This window comes from Streptomyces sp. SYSU D01066-1, assembly GCF_054956795.1.
In genome coordinates this window covers 1-19,380 of sequence record NZ_JBUDHV010000043.1, presented here as the reverse complement: position 1 = coordinate 19,380, position 19,380 = coordinate 1, and the positions used below count along the sequence as shown (strand labels likewise).

Below are 19,380 nucleotides of genomic sequence, written 5' to 3'. Positions count from 1 at the left end.
ACGGAGGAACCGGTTCCCGTCAGCTGAGGAGCGGCAGCAGACCGCCGAGGTCGGCCCGCTCCCCGCTGGCGCTGACCTGGGCGTCCGCGAGCGCCTTCGCCCAGGTCAGCCGTCCGGTGGCGAGCCGGAGCCAGGTGAGCGGGCCGGTCTCGACGACGTTGGGCGGGGTGCCCCGGGTGTGCCGGGGGCCCTCGACGCACTGCACGACGGCGTACGGCGGGACGCGCACCTCGGTGGCGCCGCCGGGCGCCTTCAGGGCGAGCGCGTCGGCCAGCAGCCGGGTGGCGGCGGCCAGGGCCCGCCGGTCGTGGGGGACGTCGAGGCCGGGCACGGCGGCGTTGAGGTCGTCGGTGTGGACGGCCAGTTCGACGGTGCGGGTGACCAGGTAGTCGTCGAGCGGCAGGGCGCCCGCGTTGGTCTTGAGGAGCCGGTCGCCGGGGTGCTCGCCGAGCCGGGCGCGCAGGCTGCCTTCGACGCCGGCGAGGTAGGCGTCGAGGTCGGGGTGGTCGGCGGCGAGCTTCCGGGTGAAGTCGGCGATCGCGGCCGCGTCGCCGCCGGTGACGAACGCCCACTGGGTCACCTGGACGTCCTGCCGGGGCGGGGCCGGGCGGTCCAGGGCGCGGTGCACGGCGGTGAGCGCCATGCCGATGTGCGCGACCAGTTCCCGTACGGTCCACTCCCCGAGCCGGGTCGGCAGGGCGAGCTGCTCGGGGGTGAGGGTGCGGACGGCTTCCCGTACGTTGCCCAGCTGGGCGAGGACGGCGTCGCGGGTCTTGACGGGGTCGTAGGAGCGGGGGCGTTTCCTGGGGGGCGTCGGCATGGGGGTGAGCCTATGCGCGCCGGTGCGGGGCGGCCTACGGCTTCGGGCGCAGCGCGAGTGAGTACAGGCGGGTGATCTGGCTGCCGCTGCCGTTGTCGTCGGAGATCAGGTACAGCGGGCGCCAGCCCTTGTACTCGCCGGTGGTCCATTCCCTGCCGACGGCCATGCCCTCGACGTTGTCGACCAGCGGGTGGTCGGGGTTGGAGCCGGGGGCGGTCACCGCGCCGGGGCCGCCGGACGGGCAGGCGGACAGGGTGAAGACCTCGGTCTCGTCGGTGAAGCTGTCCGCGGAGTCCAGGAAGAGGGAGTCCTTCCCGGTCACGTCGGGGGCGCCGCTCAGGGACAGCTGGACGACGCGGACGGAGGTGCCGATGACGGAGGTGTGCTCGCGTTCCAGGGCGAGGAGGTCGCCGTCGTCGCTGAGGGCGACCAGCTCCACCAGGTTCATGCCGTCGCCGGCGCGATAGCCGTACTGCCGGTCCGGCTCGTAGGTGCCGCCGGGTGTCCCCGTGTAGCGCTGGATACGGATCTGGGGGCGGCCGCGCTTGTCACCGTCGGCGGCCAGGGGCGCCTCCCAGCCGGCGTAGAGGTGCTTCCCGTCCGGGGAGAGGGCGAGGGACTCGATGCCCCGGCCGCGCTGGGCAGCGCCGTCGGGCCAGTACCGCAGCGCCTTGGGGATGGGGAAGTCCGCGCCGATCTGCTTGCCGGTGGCGAGGTCGAAGCGGCGGATGGCCAGATCGCCCTCCGAGGACACCAGCACGGTCCTGCCGCCCCGTTCGACGACGAGGCCCTCGCCGTCCGGCTGGTCCTTGGGGAACTGCGAGCCGTCCCGGCGGCGCAGGGTGTGCGCGGTGTCGGCGACGGGGTCCAGGTCGGTGGGGGTGCCGAGGCTGAGGGGGAAGAGCAGACCGGGCGCGTTGTCGGCCAGGGCCAGCGCCTCGGCGCCGTTCTCGCCCTGGGAGACGAGGGAGAGGGCGGAGAGGCCCTTGATCTCCTCGTAGTCGACGTTCTGCTTGTCCAGCGCGTCGGAGTGGTCCAGGAGGACGGCGCGGGGCGCGTCGGCGCCGTCCGGGTGGCCGCCGCACTCGCCGGTCGCGGGGGCGGGGTGCGCGGTGTGCCACCAGTCGACGGCCGGGGGCACGCCGAGTCCGACGGCGAGCCCGGCGGCCGCGGCGGCCAGGAGCCACAGGCGGGTGCGGAGGCGGCTCGGGGGCGGCCCGGTGACGGCGGGCGGCGGGGTCAGGGGCGGCAGCACCGCCACGTTGCGGACGAAGTCCAGCCCGCCGACGCCGTTGCGGTCCTCGTCCTGCGGCTCCTGCGGCATCTCGGGCTTCATGTCCGCGATCCGCTGCCTCACCGCCTGGAAGAGCGCGTGCAGGCCCAGCATCCCGGGCCCGTCCGGCAGTCCCTGTCGCAGCACCTCCACGAGCGCCCCGGTGAAGACGGTGCAGCGCTCGGGGTCGGGGGCGTGCGAGGGCCGGTCCTTGGGGGCCGAGGTCATGACGTACGAGCCCTCGACGCCGCGCAGGGTCTCCACCGCCATCCGGCCGCCCTGTTCACCGCGGTCGGTGCCGGCCATGTCGGCGAGCGCCTGGCCGCTGAAGCAGCAGTCGAGGATCAGGACGCGGCGCATCGCGGGACCGATGTCGCGAATGGCCCGGCGTACGTCCTTGGCGCGCACGCAGGTGTCCGGCCAGTCCTCCAGCGAGCCGGGGAGGGTGAGCAGGAGCCGCTGTTCCTCGTGGCGGTCGAGCAGGCCGTGGCCCGCGTAGTACACGATCAGCGTGTCCTCGGCGAGCTCCGCGGCCTTGCGGATGGGGCCGACCAGGTCGGCCGGCGCGACCGGGTTGGAGACGGTGGTGATCCGTTCCGCGGGGATTCCCCAGATCTCGGGATCGGTGAGCGCGTCCCGCAGTTCGACCAGGTTGTGGCGGACGCTGCGCAGGGAGTCGAGGTGCGCGTAGTCGTCCACGCCGATCAGTACGCAGGCGGAGCGGGCGGGGTCGATGCGGGGGCGGGGGGCGGGGGCGGTGCCGTCGGCCGCCGTCACGTCCGCGCCTCGCCGGACCCGTCCGGACCCTCGCCGCGCAGCCTGCGCACCAGGTCCTCGACCTCGGCGGGATCGGCTCCGTCGACCTGGACGGTGACCGACGGCGGCGTACGGTGGCCGCGGCTCTGCCGCCAGGCCAGGTAGGACAGGGGCAGTTGCAGGACGCCCGCGGCGGTGGAGACCACCGCGAGGATCAGCTCCGGGTCCGGGCCCATCCGTCCCGGGCGGTCGGTGGTCACCTGCTCCAGTTCGACGTGGCCGCGCAGGGCCCGGTCGTCCCTGAGCCAGCCGAGCAGCGACCGCAGTTCCTGTTCCCGGCCGGGTCCGTCCGCCTCGAACCTGATCCGCAACCTCTCACCCATCGGCCCCCACCCAGGTGTCTCCGTCGCACGCACAGCTTCAGACTGGCACAGCCTCCGTGCCCGTCAGGGTGTTTCGGAAAACCCGGACGCCCCGGACGGAACGGGCCGTCGTCCGGGCCCCGGGAGGGCTCGGACGACGGCCCGGCGGGCCGGTGCGGGTTACGCCAGCAGGGCCGGAATCGTGCCCTCGTGCGCCTCGCGCAGCTCGGTCAGGGAGAGGGTGAACTGGCCCTGGACCTCCACCGCGTCCCCGTCCACGACCCCGATGCGGGTGGCGGGCAGGGAGCGCGCGCCGCACATGTCGGTGAAGCGCAGCTCCTCCGAGCGCGGGACGGCGACGACCGCGCGGCCCGCCGACTCCGAGAACAGGAAGGTGAAGGCGTCCAGCCCGTCCGGTACGACCAGCCGCGCGCCCTTCTGGCCGAGCAGCGCCGACTCGACGACCGCCTGGACCAGACCGCCGTCGGACAGGTCGTGCGCCGAGTCGATCATGCCGTCGCGGGAGGCGGAGATCAGGATCTCGGCGAGCAGCCGCTCGCGCTCCAGGTCGACCTTCGGGGGCAGGCCGCCGAGGTGGTCGTGGATCACCTGCGACCAGGCCGAGCCGCCGAACTCCTCACGGGTGTCGCCGAGGAGGTAGAGCAGCTGGCCCTCCTCCTGGAAGGCGACCGGGGTGCGGCGGGCGACGTCGTCGATGACGCCCAGCACGGCCACCACGGGGGTGGGGTGGATGGCGGCCTCGCCGGTCTGGTTGTAGAGCGAGACGTTGCCACCGGTCACCGGGGTGCCGAGCTGCAGGCAGCCGTCGGCCAGGCCGCGCACGGCCTGCGCGAACTGCCACATCACCGCCGGGTCCTCGGGCGAGCCGAAGTTCAGGCAGTCGGAGACGGCGAGCGGCTTGGCGCCGGTCGTCGCCACGTTCCGGTACGCCTCCGCCAGCGCCAGCTGCGCCCCGGTGTACGGGTCGAGCTTGGCGTAGCGGCCGTTGCCGTCGGTGGCGATGGCGACGCCGAGGCCGGACTCCTCGTCGATCCGGATCATGCCGGAGTCCTCGGGCTGGGCGAGGACGGTGTTGCCCTGCACGAAGTGGTCGTACTGCTGGGTGATCCACTTCTTGCTGGCCTGGTTGGGGGAGGAGACCAGCTTCAGGACCTGGTCCCTCAGCTCCTCGCCGGTCCCCGGCCGGGGCAGCTTGTTCGCGTCGTCGGCCTGGAGGGCGTCCTGCCAGTCGGGACGGGCGTAGGGGCGCTCGTAGACGGGGCCCTCGTGCGCGACCGTGCGCGGGTCGACGTCGACGATCTTGCCGCCGTGCCAGTAGATCTCCAGGCGGTCGCCGTCGGTCACCTCGCCGATGACGGTGGCGATGACGTCCCACTTCTCGCAGATCTCCAGGAAGCGGTCGACCTTGCCGGGCTCGACCACCGCGCACATGCGCTCCTGCGACTCGCTCATGAGGATCTCCTCGGGCGAGAGCGTGGAGTCGCGCAGCGGTACGTCGTCCAGGGTGACGCGCATGCCGCCGGAGCCGTTGGAGGCCAGCTCGGAGGTGGCGCAGGACAGACCGGCCGCGCCGAGGTCCTGGATGCCGACGACCAGCTTCTCGGCGAACGCCTCCAGGGTGCACTCGATGAGGAGCTTCTCCTGGAAGGGGTCGCCGACCTGGACGGCGGGGCGCTTGGAGGGCTTGGCGTCGTCGAAGGTCTCGGAGGCCAGGATGGAGGCGCCGCCGATGCCGTCGCCGCCGGTGCGGGCCCCGTACAGGATGACCTTGTTGCCGGCGCCGGACGCCTTGGCGAGGTGGATGTCCTCGTGTCGCATGACGCCGATGGCACCGGCGTTGACCAGCGGGTTGCCCTGGTAGCAGGAGTCGAAGACGACCTCGCCGCCGATGTTGGGCAGGCCCAGGCAGTTGCCGTAGCCGCCGATGCCGGCGACGACGCCGGGCAGGACGCGCTTGGTGTCGGGGTGGTCGGCGGCGCCGAAGCGCAGGGGGTCCACGACGGCGACCGGGCGGGCGCCCATCGCGATGATGTCGCGGACGATGCCGCCGACGCCCGTGGCCGCGCCCTGGTAGGGCTCGACGTAGGAGGGGTGGTTGTGCGACTCGACCTTGAAGGTGACCGCGTAGCCCTGGCCGACGTCGACGACACCGGCGTTCTCGCCGATGCCGACGAGCATCGCGTCGGACTCGGGGGCCTTCTCGCCGAACTGGCGCAGGTGGACCTTGCTGCTCTTGTACGAGCAGTGCTCGGACCACATCACGGAGTACATGGCCAGCTCCGCCCCGGTGGGGCGGCGGCCGAGGATCTCCACGACCCTCTCGTACTCGTCCTTCTTCAGGCCCAGTTCGGCCCAGGGCAGCTCGACGTCGGGGGTCGCGGCCGCGTGCTCGACCGTGTCCAGAGGCGTCCGGCTCATGCGTTGACCAGCTTCTTGAGGATCGAGGTGAAGAACGGGAGGCCGTCGGTGCGGCCGGTGCCGATCAGCGGCTCGACGGCGTGCTCGGGGTGCGGCATGAGGCCGACGACGTTGCCCGCCGCGTTGGTGATGCCGGCGATGTCGTTGAGCGAGCCGTTGGGGTTGTGGCCGACGTAGCGGAACGCGACCCGCCCCTCGGCCTCCAGCTCGTCCAGCGTGCGCCGGTCGGCGACGTAGCGGCCGTCCATGTTCTTCAGCGGGATGTGGATCTCCTGGCCGGCGGTGTAGTCGCCGGTCCAGGCCGTCCCGGCGTTCTCCACCCGCAACTTCTGGTCACGGCAGACGAAGTGCAGGTGGTCGTTGCCGAGCATGCCGCCGGGCAGCAGGTGCGCCTCGGTCAGGATCTGGAAGCCGTTGCAGATGCCGAGCACCGGCAGACCCGCCCTGGCCTGGTCGATGACCGTGTCCATCACCGGCGAGAAGCGGGCGATGGCCCCGGCGCGCAGGTAGTCGCCGTAGGAGAAACCGCCGCACAGCACCACGGCGTCGACCTGCTTGAGGTCCTTGTCCTTGTGCCAGAGCGCCACCGGCTCGGCGCCCGCGATCCGGATCGCGCGCTGCGAGTCCCGGTCGTCGAGGCTGCCGGGGAAAGTGACGACGCCGATCCGAGCGGTCACTTCGCGACTCCCGCCGCTTCCGCCGCTTCCTCGACCCGGACGGTGAAGTCCTCGATCACGGTGTTGGCGAGGAAGGATTCCGCAAGATCGTGGATGCGGGCGAGGGCGGCCTCGTCGAGGGGCCCGTCAACTTCCAGTTCGAAACGCTTTCCCTGACGGACGTCCGAGATCCCCTCGAAACCCAGCCGCGGCAGTGCGCGCTGCACCGCCTGGCCCTGGGGGTCGAGGATCTCCGGCTTGAGCATGACGTCGACTACGACGCGTGCCACTGGCACTCCCGGTGTGTGGTGCTGAGCAGGTTCTCTCAGACTACCTGGTCAAAGCCGCCGAAATTTCTACGCGGGTAGAGTTGTAGGAAACTACGTGAGCCCTGTCACGATCACGCATCGGCGGAGGGTTCCGTGAAAAGCTTCGGGAAAGATCGCGCCGTACGTCCGGATGTCTATTGCGCGACGGACACGCGGAGAGATTTAGTCGGTCTTCACAATGCAATGCCGGGCACTGTACAAATGAAATGTCATTAGCCGATACTTTGCCCAATTACTGGCGAACAGCCGGCATCTCCGCGACGTCCTGGCACGTCGGTGCGGAGATGCCGCACGAAGGGACCGATATTCGTGGCGCAGCGTGTCGTGGTCACTCACTTCGACGACATCGACGGCTCGGAAGCGGCGGAGACGATCGCCTTCGGTCTCGACGGCAAGATGTACGAGATCGACCTGAACGAAGCCAATGCCAGGAAACTCCGCGATGCCCTGGAGCCGTACGTGGAGGCCGGCCGCAAGCGCTCGCGGTCCGGCAGAACCTACCGGCAGACGGAGGTCGCCCCCGATCCGGCGGCCGTCCGGGCCTGGGCGCAGGCCAACCGGATGGAGGTCCCGGCCCGGGGCCGCATCCCCAAGAGGGTCTACGAGGCGTTCGCCGCGGCCCGGTGAGCCGGCACCCGGCGTCCCCTGCGGGCGGGTGCCCGGCGTCCCGGGCGTCCCCGGTGAGCCGTCGCCCGGGGCGCCGACGGACGCTCAGCGGGCCCTCGCGGCAGCCGACTTGCGCGACACCCCCGGTGATCAGCTAAAGTCTGGAGCACGCCGAAGGGGCGGGGCCAAAAAGCCCAGCTCACTAGGGCTTGCGGGTGTAGTTCAGTAGTAGAATATCCCCCTTCCAGGGGGAAGACGCAGTGTGCGATCCCTGTCACCCGCTCCGCACCGCCGTACCGGTCATGTACGCCGATCGGCTAGGATGGTGCCCGCGCCGGTCGGTGAGAGCCGATCGGAGGCAATGCGGACGTAGCTCAGTTGGTAGAGCGCAACCTTGCCAAGGTTGAGGTCGCGAGTTCGAGCCTCGTCGTCCGCTCGGGAATCAGACCCCGGTCCTGATGGACCGGGGTTTTTCCGTGTGCCGGGATCTGGCGTGGCCGGGGTCTGCCGTGTGCCGGGATCCGATGCGTGCCGGGGTCTCATGCGTGGCGGGGCCTGATGCGTGCCGGGACGCGATGCGTGACGGGACCTGATGTGTGACGGGACCTGATGTGTGACGGGGTCTGCGGGTGCGCGCCGGTGGTCGCTCGGGCACCGGGCGGAGCAAGTGCCCGAGCACGTCTGACATTTGTCATGCCGGGTGATGACGGCGCGCACTGCCGCCGGTCCCCTTCCGCGGGGAACCTTGGGGCATGGATGCGAACGAACACGAACACGTGATTGAGGTCACCGACCTGCGGCGTGTGTACGGGGGCGGGTTCGAGGCGGTGCGCGGCATCGGATTCAGCGTGCGCCGCGGCGAGGTCTTCGCGCTGCTCGGCACCAACGGCGCCGGCAAGACCTCCACGGTCGAACTGCTGGAGGGCCTCGCCGCGCCGACCGGCGGGCGGATCCGGGTGCTCGGGCACGACCCCTGCACCGAGCGGGCCGCCGTACGGCCCCGTACCGGGGTGATGCTCCAGGAGGGCGGCTTCCCGTCCGAGCTGACCGTCGCCGAGACCGCGCGGATGTGGGCGGGGTGCGTGAGCGGGGCCCGGCCGGCGGCGGAGGTGCTGGAACTGGTCGGCCTGCGGGCCAAGACCCGTACCCGGGTCAAGCAGCTCTCCGGCGGCCAGCGGCGCCGCCTCGACCTGGCGCTGGCCCTGCTCGGCTCCCCCGAGGTGCTCTTCCTCGACGAACCCACCACCGGCCTGGACGCCGAAGGCCGCCGGGACACCTGGAAGTTGGTCGGCGCGCTGCGCGACAGCGGTACGACGGTGCTGCTGACGACGCACTACCTGGAAGAGGCCGAACACCTCGCCGACCGTCTCGCGATCATGCACGAGGGCCGGATCGCCGCCACCGGCACCCCCGACGAGGTGACCGCCTCCCGGCCGTCCCGGATCTCCTTCGAACTGCCCGAGGGGTACTTCCCCGGCGACCTGCCCCCGCTCGGCGAACTCGGCGTCAGCGAACACGAGGCCGACGGCCGGCTCGTCCGGCTGCGCACCCACGACCTCCAGCGCGCGGCCACCGGGCTGCTGCTGTGGGCCGAGCGCTCCGGGGTGCGGCTGCGCCGCCTGGACATGCGGTCGGCCTCCCTGGAGGAGGCGTTCCTCGGCATAGCGAAGGAAGCGGCGGCGGAGCCGGCCGCGGGCACGACGACGAAGGAGCACGCGGCATGAACGTCACCGGCCCCACCGGCCCCACCGGCCCCGCCGAGTCCGGGGCGCGCGCCCCCGTCAGTACGCCGGCGCGGCGCATGACCGCCCTCGCCCGCGCCGAACTGACCCTGCTCGGGCGGAGCAAGGGCGCCCTCTTCGCCGCGGTGTTCGTGCCACTGGTCCTGCCCTTCAGCGTGCGGCAGGCGGCGCGCGAGATGGACCTCGCCGGGGCCGGGCTGACCATCGGCACCGTCGTCCTGCCCGCCGCGGTCGGCTTCTCCCTGGTGTTCGCCGTGTACTCCGCCCTGGTCGGCGTCTTCGTCGTACGGCGTGAGGAACTCGTCCTCAAGCGGCTGCGCACCGGCGAACTGCGGGACGCCGAGATCCTGGGCGGCTCCGCGATGCCGTCCGTCCTCACCGGGCTGGTGCAGTCCCTGCTGCTGGCGGCGGGCTGTTCCGTGCTCCTCGACCTGTCCGCGCCGGCCGCGCCCCACCTGGCCGTCCTCGGGCTGCTGCTGGGTCTGGTGATGTGCGCGGCGCTCGCCGCCGTCACCGCGAGTTTCACCCGTACCGGCGAGAGCGCCCAGGTCACGCCGTTGCCGCTGTCGTTCGTCTCGATGATGGGCTCGGGCATGTTCGTCCCGCTGGAGCTGCTCCCCGACAAGGTGGCCTCCGTGTGCGAACTGCTGCCGCTGACCCCGGTCGTCACCCTGGTCCGCGGCGGCTGGACCGGGGACCTGCCGGCCGGGGAGGCGCTGGGCGCCGCGGCGACGGCGGTGGCCTGGACGGTGTTCGCGGTGTTTGCTGTACGCCGGTGGTTCCGGTGGGAACCGCGGCGCTGACACAGGGCGGGGAGACGAGGGATGCGCGGGCCGGGCGGCTGGTGGCGGCGGAAGACCACGCCGGCGAAGGTGGAGACGTACACCCGGTGGTCGTACCACTTCTTCGGGCTGGTCGAGGTCGCCGCGGCCGGGCTGACGGGGTTCGCCCGGGTGGACGTCGAGGTCGCGGGGGCGCTGTGCCTGGCGGTCCTCGCGCACACCGCGCTCTGCCTGGTGACCGCCGCGCGGGCGCTGGACTGGACCCGCGGACGGCGTGCCCGGCCGGTGCGGCTGCTGTGGGCCCTCGGCGGCCTCACCGCCGTCCTGGCCGCCGGTGCGCTCGCGTTCGCCGAGTTCCGGCCCGGCGACGAGGCCGTCACCGCGGCGGGCGGCGCCCACGGCGTCATCGTCACCTTCGGCGTCGGCGTCATGACGCTCGGCATGGACCGCCGGCGGCAGGTGGCCGCGCTGGTCGCCGGCTTCGCGCTGGGCTCGGGCGCCGGGGCCCTGCTGCTGGGCTCGCCCCTGACCGCCGCCGCGGTCACCGTGGGCACCGTGCTGTGCGGCGCGGGATTCCTCGCCTTCACCTCGGTCTTCTCCGTCTGGCTGCTGAACGCGGTCTTCGAGCTCGACGAGGCCCGTGAGACCCGGGCCCGGCTGGCGGTCGCCGAGGAACGGCTGCGGTTCGGCCGGGACCTGCACGACGTGATCGGGCGGAACCTGGCCGTGATCGCGCTCAAGAGTGAGCTGGCCGTCCAGCTGACCCGCCGCGAGCGGCCCGAGGGCGTGGAACAGATGATCGAGGTGCAGCGCATCGCCCGGGAGTCGCAGCGGGAGGTGCGGGATGTCGTACGGGGGTACCGGGAGGCCGACCTGGAGGCCGAGCTCACCGGTGCCCGGGGGGTGCTGGGCGCCGCGGGCATCGCCTGCGAGGTGCGCGGGGAGACGGCCGGACTGCCCGCCCGGGTGCAGTCGGCGCTCGGCTGGGTGGTGCGGGAGGCCACCACCAACGTACTGCGGCACGGGGCGGCGGAGCGGTGCGCCGTGACGGTTCGGACGACCGGGGAGCGAGTGGTGTTGACCGTGGAGAACGACGGTGCGGCGGAGGGGGCCGGGGGGTCGGCCGGGGCGTCGGCCGGGGGGTCGGCCGACGTGACGGCCGGGGGGTCGGCTGGTGGGGTGGTCCGTGGACCGGCCGGCGGGGTGGCCGACGGGCGTGGGGGCTCGGGGCTGACGGGGCTGCGGGAGCGGCTGAGCGCGGTGGACGGGACGCTGGAGGCGGGGCGCGTCGACGGGGGCGTGTTCCGGGTGGTGGCCCGGGTGCCGCTGGGCGCGGGCGCCGGGACGGCCGGGCTGGAGGTCACCTCGTGAGTGACGCCGTACGGGTACTGCTCGCCGACGACGAGCACCTCATCCGCGGGGCGCTGGCCGCCCTGCTCTCCCTGGAGGACGACCTCCTGGTGGTCGCCGAGGCGGCCACCGGACCGGAGGCGCTGGCCATGGCCCGGGCGCACGAGCCCGACGTGGCGGTCCTGGACCTCCAGATGCCCGGCGCGGACGGTGTGAGGGTGGCCACATCCCTGCGGGCCGACCTGCCCGGCTGCAAGGTGCTGATCGTGACCGGTCACGGACGGCCCGGTCACCTGAAGCGGGCCCTGGCGGCCGGGGCGCGCGGCTTCGTGCCCAAGACCGTGAGCGCCCAGCGGCTCGCCGAGATCATCCGCACGGTGCACGCCGGAAACCGCTACGTCGACCCGGAGTTGGCCGCCGACGCGATCTCCGCCGGGGACTCGCCGCTGACCGCCCGCGAGGCCGAGGTGCTGGAGCTGGCCGCCGACGGGGCGCCGGTCGCGGAAATCGCCGAGCGGGCCGCGCTGGCGGAGGGGACCGTACGGAACTACCTGTCGTCGGCGGTGACGAAGCTGGGGGCGGAGAACCGTCATGCCGCGGTGCGTCTCGCGCGCGAGCGGGGTTGGGTATAGTGGTGTTCGCACCGCACGGAGCGGAGCACCTGCGAACGTAGCTCAGTTGGTAGAGCGCAACCTTGCCAAGGTTGAGGTCGCGAGTTCGAACCTCGTCGTTCGCTCCAGTTGATCAGCCCCCGGTTTCGACCGGGGGCTTTTCGCTGTTCTCCGGTGACCCAGGGAGTGTCCGCGAAGTCGCGTCGTGCGCCCGGAGGCGGGCCCCGCGGCGTCGGGTGCGTGCTCCCGGCGTGCCGGGCGGACCCCGGCGTGCCGGGCGGACGCCCGCGTACCGGTGGTACCCGGCCCGCGTACCGGTGGTACCCGGGTGTCCGCCCGGTGCGGCGAGTGGGGGGGGTGCTCCCTCCGGGGGCGTGCCAGGCGCCGCGGGGCGGGCGCGGCTTCTCCCGGACACCCGGACGGGCTCTAGCTCCAGCTGAGACCCGTCAGACGCTCGTACGCCTCGATGTACTTGGCGCGGGTCGCGTCCACGACCTGCCGCGGCAGCGGCGGCGGGGGCTGCTCGCTCCGCCGGTCCCAGCCGGACTCCGCCGAGGTCAGCCAGTCGCGGACGTACTGCTTGTCGTACGACGGCTGGGCGCGGCCCGGCTCCCAGCGGTCGGCCGGCCAGAAGCGGGAGGAGTCCGGGGTGAGGACCTCGTCGGCCAGGATCAGCTCCTCGCCCTCGAAGCCGAACTCGAACTTGGTGTCGGCCAGGATGATCCCCCGGTCGCGGGCGATGTCCCGGGCGCGGGAGTACACGGCGAGGGTCGCCTGGCGCAGCCGGGCGGCGGTGTCGGCGCCGACCTGACGGGCGACCTCCTCGTAGGAGACGTTCTCGTCGTGCTCGCCGACCTCGGCCTTGGTGGCCGGGGTGAAGATCGGGGCGGGCAGCTCCGAGCCGTCGACCAGGCCCTCGGGGAGGGCGAGGCCGCAGACGGTGCGGGACGCCTCGTACTCGGCCAGGCCCGAGCCCGTGAGGTAGCCGCGGGCCACGCACTCCACCGGGACCATGCTCAGGGACTTGCAGACCAGGGCGCGGCCCGCCCAGTCGGCGGGGGCGCCGGGCGGGAGTTCGGTGCTCAGCACGTGGCTCGGCACCAGGTCGGCGAGCTGGTCGAACCACCACAGGGAGAGCTGGGTGAGGACGCGGCCTTTGTCGGGGATCTCGGTGGGCAGCACCCAGTCGTAGGCGGAGATGCGGTCGCTGGCGACCATCACGAGGTCGCCCGCCTCGTTGCGGTACAGCTCGCGCACCTTGCCGGTGTGCAGGTGCACCAGGCCCGGAACCTCAAGCGGTTCGGGCTTTTCGACGAATCCGGACACGGTTCCTCCCCGTGGTTCTGTCCAATGCCTCCGCATTCTCCCGTACGGCGGGGCCAGGGCGGACAGGGGGGCGGTGGCGGTCACTCGCGTTTGCAGATGCGGTCCATCAGGTTGGCGGTGGCGCGCTGCACACGGGGGTCGACGTGGCCGGGACGGTCCAGGGCCGGGGACCAGGCGAACGTCCCGGACGCGAATATCCAGGCGCCGGACGGCGCCCGGTACAGGGACGTCTCCTGGTGGCGCGGGGCGCCGTCGGGGGCCTCGTACGGGGAGTGCGCGAGCAGCACCCGTTCGTCGTACGGGGGGAGCGGGGCGCGCGGGAAGTAGCGGTCGGCCTCGCCCGCGACCAGGTTCTCGATCGGGTCGCCCTCGTGGGCGCCGGTGGCCTCCCACAGCCAGTGGTCGGCGTTGCGGACGATCAGCGGACGCGGCTCGGGGACGCGGCCCGCGTACTGGATGCCGAGTATCTCCTGCTCGGGGCGGTCGATCTCGCGCCACAGCACCGGTTTGCCGGGGCCCTTGCGTTTGCGGCAGGTCAGCAGGCGGTCGGGGACGCCGGACGGGGAGGGCGACAGCTCCACCTGCCAGTACATGGTGTTGGCGGAGAGGAAGACCAGGGACGTGCCCTGTTCGCGGGCGAGTTCGACGGTGCGGCGCATGGCGGCCGACCAGTACTCGTCGTGGCCGGGGAAGACCAGGCCCCGGTAACGGGTCGGATCGACGCGGCCGGCGTGCAGGTCGCTGGCGTCGGCGTAGGCGAGGTCGTAGCCGTAGCGCTCGGCGAAGCGGATGAAGTCGTAGGCGTGGCCGACGTGCAGGGGCAGGCCCGCGCCCGCGTACGGGCGGTCGAAGGAGACCGTCGTCGCGGCGTCGGCCTCGCCGAGCAGCCGGCCGTCCTCGTCCCAGGCGTGGTAGAGGCTGGCGCCGGTGCGGCCGTCCTCCGGATAGAGGTTGTACGCCTGCCAGGTGATGTTCGGCAGGAGCAGCAGGAGGTCGGCGGGGTGGTTGTCGCGGACGGTGAAGGGGACGTGGGAGCGGTGGCCGTCGTCAGTGGTGAGGACGGCGACGTACGCGCCGATGTTCCAGTACGTCGGGACCTGGAGCCGCCAGGACAGCCACCAGTGGTGGCAGGAGACGGTGCGGTCGGCGGTGAGCGGCGGGGGCTGGACCATGCCGGAGAGCCGGGGGCTGCTGGTGATCTTGGCGGCGCCGTCGCCGCCGTAGTGGCCGATGCGGTAGACGTCCACGGAGAACTGCTGGGGCGGGTCGACGGTGACGCGGAAGTCGATCGCGTCGCCGGGCGCGACCGCGCCGCTGGAGGTGAATCCCTTGATCTGCAGGTGGACGTCGTCGGCGGCCCGGGGGCCGCCGCCGGAGCGGCGCGGGGTCTCCCGGGGAGTCCTCCGGCGCCTGCCCGCACCGCCCGGTTCCTGGGCGGGGTCCTGGTCCGCGTACCAGGGGACGATCTGGCCGCTGTCTCCGAAGTACGTCTCACCGCCACGCAGCCACGGCACCGGCCCCTGGCCGAAGGGGTCGGTGACGGCGTGGGCGAGTGCTCCGGACTCCCATCGGCGGATCTGCTCGGACCCCATGGGTCATTCCCCTCCCTCGAACCCCGGTGGTCGTGCGTATGACGTACGCGATTGCCATCTGCGCGATCGGTCCCAGCACATCACATCTCGCGCGCGGGCTGTCACGGTTCATCGCGAACTGGGCCAAAGTGGAATCAGGGGGTCCGTAAGGGTGGGCGGGGGCGGTGCGGAGGGTGGCTCGGGGCACCGCGGGAGGGGGTGGTGATGTGGGGACGGCGTGCGGTGCGTTCGGCCGGTCAGACCAGGCGTACCGGTTTTTCTGGACGTATGCCCAGGTCGGTCAGCCAGGCGCGCAGGGGGGCCGGGTCGCCGGTCTCGACGAGGGCGAGGACGCGGGGGGCCAGGTCGGCGACGCGTTCGCCGCGGATCAGCAGGGACGGGCCGTCGAGCCAGTCGAGACCGGGGGCCGCGCCCGCGGTGTCCATCGCCGCGCAGCACACCATCGCCGTGACGTGATCGGTGAGGATCTCGCGGCCGGTGCGCGGGGGGCGCAGCGGGAGGAGGGGGAGGGGGCGGTCGTCCCACAGGGCCGTCCCGGCGGGGGCGGGTGAGGGGTCGGTGGGGCGGGGCCCGGCCGTGGCCTTCTCCTCCCGGGCCAGCTCCGCGGTGAGACCGGCGGCGAGGGCGGCGCCCCGGGCGGTGGTACCGGTGAGGTCGTCGTCCTCGTCGGTCTTGTCGTCGGCCTGGTCGGTCTTGTCGTCGTCCTCGTCGGTCTTGTCGTCGGCTTCGTCGTTCTCGTCGTCGGCCTCGTAGGTCTTGTCGTCGGCCTCGTGCGGGTGCGGGTGCGGGGCTGGTGCCGGGGACGGGGACGGGGATGTGAGGTGGTCCAGGACGCGGGCCAGGGTGGGGCCGTCGGTCTCCGAGGCGCAGCCGTCGGCGGTGCGGCGGACGCCGAGCGCGTCCAGGACGCGGTGGAGGCGGGCCGCGTCGGTGCGCCAGGTGCGGTCGACGACCTCCTCCGGGTACTCGTGCCACTCCAGCGGCGCCCAGTCCGCGCCGGGCTCGGCGGGGCCCCCGTGGAAGAGGCGGGCGGCGAGGAGGGAGGTGGCCTCGTCCATCGCGCCGGGCTCTTCCAACAGGTCGCAGGCGGGGCGCTCGCCCAGCCGGGAGGCGAAGCCCTCGGCCAGCCGGTCGCGGCGGGACAGCTCGGTCAGCGCGGCGACGACGCCCGCGTCCAGCCGGGTGGGCCAGCGGCCCGTCCGCCAGGCGGGCAGCGCCACCCGGGTCAGCAGCCGGTCCCAGCCCGCGTAGGCCAGGCCCACCTGTTCCTGCGCGACGATCCGCAGTCCGTAGTCCACCGTCTGCGCGCGCTCGGCGGCGGCCGCCGCGACGCCGCGCTCCATCTCGGCGGCGTGCGTGCGGCAGCCGCGCAGCAGCAGCCGGGCCACCCAGCCGACGCCCGCCCGCGCGGCGCGGGACAGCGGGTGACGGCCCGGCTCCGAGGCCACCGCCACCGCCGCGTCCAGGCCCCGTACGAAGCGCCGGGCGGCGGCTATGTCGGGGTGCGCGGACGGTCCCGTACCGGCGACGACCGGCGCCAGGACCGCGCGCAGTTCACCGACGCGCATCCACCACAGGAAGGGGGATCCGATGACGAGGACGGGAGCGGTGGTGCCGGCCGGAGGTGCAGCAGACGCGGAAGACGCGGAGGGGGCAGCGGAAGCAGGGGAGGAAGCCGAGGGCCGGCGGGCCGGCGGACCGGCCTGGACTGCCGAACCGGCGTGGTCCGCCGGAGGCGGGGGCCGGCCGTGCGGCCGGTGGGCGCGGTGGGTTCGGTGGGTGCGATCCTCCAGCCAGCTGTCGCAGTCCGGGGTGAGCGCTATGGCGGACGGGGCGGGGACGTCGAGCCGGTCGGCGAGGTCGCGCACCATCCGGTACAGGTCCGGCGCCGCCGACTCGGCGATCTCGACCGTCGGGGTGACGGCGGGACGCGCGCGGACGACGACCGCGGCGACACCGGAGGCGGCGAGCAGCACGAGGAGGGCGGTCACGGACACGGTCCAGCGCGCGGCGTCCCAGCCCGCGCCGACGAGGTGGCCGGTGGAACCCCCCGCCAGCAGGATCACCGCGGCGGCGGTCGGCAGCAGCGCGACGGCGAGGGCCCGGCTGCGGACCCGCAGCACGGCCAGGGCCCGAGCCCGCGCGCCCTGCGCTCCCCGCCCCTCCACGCCCACGCCGCTCATGACCGGACCTCATCCCCTCACTGACCTGACGCGCCTGCCTGTCGTGCCGTTGCCGGTAGTGCTCACTCCCCCACTGTGGCACCCGCCACTGACATCGCAATGTGCGGTGGGCCAAGTGCCGGAATGCTTGCGCCGCACCTTAGTTGGGGGCCCGGCGCCCGTCAGCCGTATGGGGCATCGGTCACTCGATGGAATGGCTTTGGGGAGAGGTGGAGGACGGACGGCAAGCATCAGGCCCCGGCTCCGGAGACTTGGGGTTCCGGAGCCGGGGCCTGGGGCGCGGCGCGTGACGGGTGTCGCGACGTGACGGGTGTCGCGACGTGACGCGCGGCGTGGCGTGACGGGTGTCGAGTGGTGAGTAGTGGGTGGCGGGTGGCGGGCGAGCCGGCGGGGACTACGCCCCGGCCGCCGCCTTCGCCGCGATGTCCGTGCGGTGCTGGGAGCCGTCGAGGCCGATGCGGGCGACGGCCCGGTAGGCGCGCTCGCGGGCCTCGGTGAGGTCCGCGCCGGTGGCCGTGACGGACAGGACGCGTCCGCCCGCGCTGACGACGGCGTCGCCCTCGCGCTTGGTGCCGGCGTGCAGCACGTAAGCGTGCGGGGCGTCCCCGGCGGGGTGCTCGGCCGCGACCTCGTCGAGCCCGGTGATGGGGTCGCCGGTGCGCGGGGTGCCGGGGTAGTTGTGCGAGGCGATGACGACGGTGACCGCCGCGTCGTCGCTCCAGCGCAGCGGCTCCAGGTCGGCGAGGTTGCCGGTGGCGGCGGCCATCAGCAGCCCGGCGAGCGGGGTGCGCAGACGGGCCAGTACGACCTGGGTCTCCGGGTCACCGAAGCGGGCGTTGAACTCGATCACACGGATTCCGCGGGAGGTGATCGCGAGTCCGGCGTAGAGGAGGCCCGAGAAGGGGGTGCCGCGACGGCGCATCTCGTCGACGGTCGGCTGGAGGACGGTCTGCACGACCTCGTCCACGAGCTTCGGATCGGCCCACGGCAGCGGGGAGTAGGCGCCCATGCCGCCGGTGTTGGGGCCCTCGTCGCCGTCGAGCGCGCGCTTGAAGTCCTGGGCGGGCTGGAGCGGGCGGACGCTGTCCCCGTCGGTGATGGCGAAGAGGGAGACCTCGGGACCGTCGAGGAACTCCTCGATGACGACGCGGTCGCACGCGCGCGCGTGGGCCCGGGCGGCCTCGAGGTCGTCGGTGACGACGACGCCCTTGCCGGCGGCGAGACCGTCGTCCTTGACGACGTACGGCGCGCCGAAGGCGGCGAGGGCCGCGTCGGCCTCCTCGGGCGTGGTGCAGACGTAGGAGCGGGCCGTGGGCACGCCCGCCGCCGCCATCACGTCCTTGGCGAACGCCTTGGAACCCTCCAGCCGCGCCGCCTCCTTGGAGGGGCCGAAGACCGGGATGCCGGCCTCGCGCACGGCGTCGGCGACCCCGGCGACCAAGGGCGCCTCCGGGCCGACCACGACCAGCTCGGCACCGAGCCGCGTGGCGAGCGCGCTCACCGCCGCGCCGTCGAGTGCGTCGACCCGGTGCAGCTCGGCGACCTCGGCGATGCCTGCGTTGCCGGGGGCGCAGTGCAGCGCGGTGACGTCGGGGTCGAGGGACAGGGAACGGCACAGGGCGTGTTCGCGGGCACCGCTGCCGATGACGAGGACCTTCACGGGGTCAGCCTAACGGGAGCGGGCGGGCGCGTTCTGTGCGGGCCGCCGAAGGGGTGGGGGCGGACGGTTCGTCGGATCATCCGAGAAAGTGCCCCCGTCCGGGGCCGCCGGGCCGCGTACGCCGGTGGGCGCTCACTCGTTGGCGATCTCCTCCACGACCGTCGCGCCCAGCTCACGGACGAGCAGTTCCTTGCCGGAGAGCGCCGACTCGTCGAGGTCGGGGTCGTCGTCCTCGGGGATGTCGTCCTCGATGGAGACGGGCGGCGGCTCGGGAGCCGGTGGCGCCGGGGGCCGCGGCGCGGACCCGGACGCGGGTCCTGAGGACGCCGGGGACGACGGGGGCGCGGAGGGCGCGGGTGCCGCGGCTGAGGGTGCCGCCGGGCGCTGGGCGGGGGCGCCGCCGCCACCGCCGTAACCACCGCCACCGCCGCCGTAACCGCCACCGCCGCCGTATCCGCCACCGGAGGGGCCGCCGGAGGCGTTCGCCGGAGGCGGGGGCGCGGAGCCGCCGGACGGGTCGACGACCGCCTCGATCTTCCACTGGACGTTGAACTGCTCGCTCAGGGCCTGCCGCAGTACGTCCTCACTGCCGCTGCTGACGAAGTTGTCCCGGGCGCCGGCGTTGACGAAGCCGAGCCGGAGGGACGTGCCGTCGAAGCCGGTGACCTGAGCGTTCTGGCTGAGCAGGATCCAGGTGAACCGGCGTCGGTTCTTGACCGCCTCCAGGATGTTCGGCCAGAGGGTACGGGGGTCGAGCCCACCGGGCGCGGTGAAAGCGGCGCCCGGGGCCGCCTGGCCCGGACCGGGGGCCGGGGTGGGCGCGGGTGCGGGGCTCGGGGCGCTCCCGGCCGGGCGGGCGGGGCCCGCCGGAGCCGGCGCCGGCGGGGCGGCCG

Annotated in this window: 15 protein-coding genes, 3 tRNA genes and 1 pseudogene; 8 read left to right on the top strand and 11 right to left on the bottom strand. The window is 73.5% G+C overall.

The features are described from left to right. Window positions 1-19: 19 nt before the first annotated feature. From ACY1JF_RS28105 to purS, 6 genes are all read right to left on the bottom strand, one after another. Window positions 20-820: a maleylpyruvate isomerase family mycothiol-dependent enzyme gene (locus ACY1JF_RS28105; RefSeq protein WP_462708070.1), complete on the bottom strand. Its 801-nt coding sequence runs from the start codon at window positions 818-820 to the stop codon at window positions 20-22. Window positions 821-854: 34 nt separating this feature from the next. Further along, entirely contained in the window at window positions 855-2,870 is a 2,016-nt protein-coding gene (locus ACY1JF_RS28100) for a caspase, EACC1-associated type (protein WP_462708069.1), read from the bottom strand. Further along, complete coding sequence (locus ACY1JF_RS28095) at window positions 2,867-3,232, bottom strand: effector-associated constant component EACC1 (RefSeq protein WP_462708068.1); 366 nt, start codon at window positions 3,230-3,232, stop codon at window positions 2,867-2,869. Before ACY1JF_RS28095 ends, ACY1JF_RS28100 begins: the two co-directional genes overlap by 4 nt. Before the next feature lie 159 nt (window positions 3,233-3,391). Further along, window positions 3,392-5,650, bottom strand: coding sequence for a phosphoribosylformylglycinamidine synthase subunit PurL (purL, locus tag ACY1JF_RS28090; protein WP_462708067.1), 2,259 nt, complete (start codon window positions 5,648-5,650; stop codon window positions 3,392-3,394). Continuing rightward, on the bottom strand, window positions 5,647-6,327 hold the full coding sequence (purQ, locus tag ACY1JF_RS28085; protein ID WP_462708066.1) for a phosphoribosylformylglycinamidine synthase subunit PurQ: 681 nt from the start codon (window positions 6,325-6,327) through the stop codon (window positions 5,647-5,649). The genes purL and purQ overlap by 4 nt, the downstream gene beginning before the upstream one ends. Further along, window positions 6,324-6,596 (bottom strand): phosphoribosylformylglycinamidine synthase subunit PurS, encoded by a 273-nt coding sequence (purS, locus tag ACY1JF_RS28080; RefSeq protein WP_215172363.1) that lies wholly within the window; start codon window positions 6,594-6,596, stop codon window positions 6,324-6,326. The genes purQ and purS overlap by 4 nt, the downstream gene beginning before the upstream one ends. Window positions 6,597-6,944: 348 nt before the next feature. Between purS and ACY1JF_RS28075 the strand changes: the two genes are divergently transcribed. The 8 genes from ACY1JF_RS28075 (at window position 6,945) to ACY1JF_RS28040 (ending at window position 11,854) form a co-directional block, all read left to right on the top strand. Then, window positions 6,945-7,262 (top strand): histone-like nucleoid-structuring protein Lsr2, encoded by a 318-nt coding sequence (locus tag ACY1JF_RS28075; protein WP_462708065.1) that lies wholly within the window; start codon window positions 6,945-6,947, stop codon window positions 7,260-7,262. Between the two features lie 190 nt (window positions 7,263-7,452). Beyond that, window positions 7,453-7,524 (top strand) — tRNA-Gly (locus tag ACY1JF_RS28070). An 80-nt stretch (window positions 7,525-7,604) separates the two neighbouring features. Next, a tRNA-Gly gene (locus ACY1JF_RS28065) sits at window positions 7,605-7,677 on the top strand. A 316-nt stretch (window positions 7,678-7,993) separates the two neighbouring features. Beyond that, the gene (locus tag ACY1JF_RS28060) at window positions 7,994-8,965 is read left to right on the top strand and encodes an ABC transporter ATP-binding protein (RefSeq protein ID WP_462708064.1); all 972 of its coding nucleotides are present in this window, start codon (window positions 7,994-7,996) and stop codon (window positions 8,963-8,965) included. Window positions 8,966-9,042: 77 nt separating this feature from the next. After that, entirely contained in the window at window positions 9,043-9,786 is a 744-nt protein-coding gene (locus ACY1JF_RS28055; protein WP_462708099.1) for an ABC transporter permease, read from the top strand. Window positions 9,787-9,807: 21 nt separating this feature from the next. Next, a complete protein-coding gene (locus ACY1JF_RS28050; protein ID WP_462708063.1) occupies window positions 9,808-11,136 on the top strand; it encodes a sensor histidine kinase in 1,329 nt (442 codons plus the stop codon). Continuing rightward, complete coding sequence (locus ACY1JF_RS28045; protein WP_462708062.1) at window positions 11,133-11,747, top strand: response regulator; 615 nt, start codon at window positions 11,133-11,135, stop codon at window positions 11,745-11,747. The genes ACY1JF_RS28050 and ACY1JF_RS28045 overlap by 4 nt, the downstream gene beginning before the upstream one ends. A 31-nt stretch (window positions 11,748-11,778) precedes the next feature. After that, window positions 11,779-11,854: transfer RNA gene (locus tag ACY1JF_RS28040), tRNA-Gly, on the top strand. A gap of 298 nt (window positions 11,855-12,152) precedes the next feature. On the opposite strand, the gene ACY1JF_RS28035 is transcribed toward ACY1JF_RS28040, so the two are convergent. From ACY1JF_RS28035 to ACY1JF_RS28015, 5 genes and pseudogenes are all read right to left on the bottom strand, one after another. Further along, window positions 12,153-13,052 carry a phosphoribosylaminoimidazolesuccinocarboxamide synthase gene (locus ACY1JF_RS28035; protein WP_462708061.1) on the bottom strand — a complete coding sequence of 300 codons (900 nt, stop codon included), beginning with the start codon at window positions 13,050-13,052 and terminating at the stop codon, window positions 12,153-12,155. Between the two features lie 80 nt (window positions 13,053-13,132). Next, window positions 13,133-14,644 (bottom strand): N,N-dimethylformamidase beta subunit family domain-containing protein, encoded by a 1,512-nt coding sequence (locus ACY1JF_RS28030; protein WP_462708060.1) that lies wholly within the window; start codon window positions 14,642-14,644, stop codon window positions 13,133-13,135. A 236-nt stretch (window positions 14,645-14,880) separates the two neighbouring features. After that, the gene (locus ACY1JF_RS28025; RefSeq protein WP_462708059.1) at window positions 14,881-16,827 is read right to left on the bottom strand and encodes a hypothetical protein; all 1,947 of its coding nucleotides are present in this window, start codon (window positions 16,825-16,827) and stop codon (window positions 14,881-14,883) included. Between the two features lie 394 nt (window positions 16,828-17,221). Then, window positions 17,222-18,487, bottom strand: coding sequence for a phosphoribosylamine--glycine ligase (purD, locus tag ACY1JF_RS28020; RefSeq protein WP_462708058.1), 1,266 nt, complete (start codon window positions 18,485-18,487; stop codon window positions 17,222-17,224). 132 nt (window positions 18,488-18,619) lie between these two features. After that, window positions 18,620-19,380: pseudogene (locus tag ACY1JF_RS28015) on the bottom strand (DNA polymerase III subunit gamma and tau); the annotation flags it as partial.

Coding starts and splice junctions, on each gene's coding strand:
- purL (WP_462708067.1), bottom strand. CDS start 5,650: ATGAGCCGGACGCCTCTGGACACGGTCGAGCACGCGGCCGCGACCCCC.
- ACY1JF_RS28025 (WP_462708059.1), bottom strand. CDS start 16,827: ATGAGCGGCGTGGGCGTGGAGGGGCGGGGAGCGCAGGGCGCGCGGGCT.
- ACY1JF_RS28055 (WP_462708099.1), top strand. CDS start 9,043: ATGACCGCCCTCGCCCGCGCCGAACTGACCCTGCTCGGGCGGAGCAAG.
- ACY1JF_RS28060 (WP_462708064.1), top strand. CDS start 7,994: ATGGATGCGAACGAACACGAACACGTGATTGAGGTCACCGACCTGCGG.
- ACY1JF_RS28105 (WP_462708070.1), bottom strand. CDS start 820: ATGCCGACGCCCCCCAGGAAACGCCCCCGCTCCTACGACCCCGTCAAG.
- ACY1JF_RS28030 (WP_462708060.1), bottom strand. CDS start 14,644: ATGGGGTCCGAGCAGATCCGCCGATGGGAGTCCGGAGCACTCGCCCAC.
- ACY1JF_RS28095 (WP_462708068.1), bottom strand. CDS start 3,232: ATGGGTGAGAGGTTGCGGATCAGGTTCGAGGCGGACGGACCCGGCCGG.
- ACY1JF_RS28050 (WP_462708063.1), top strand. CDS start 9,808: ATGCGCGGGCCGGGCGGCTGGTGGCGGCGGAAGACCACGCCGGCGAAG.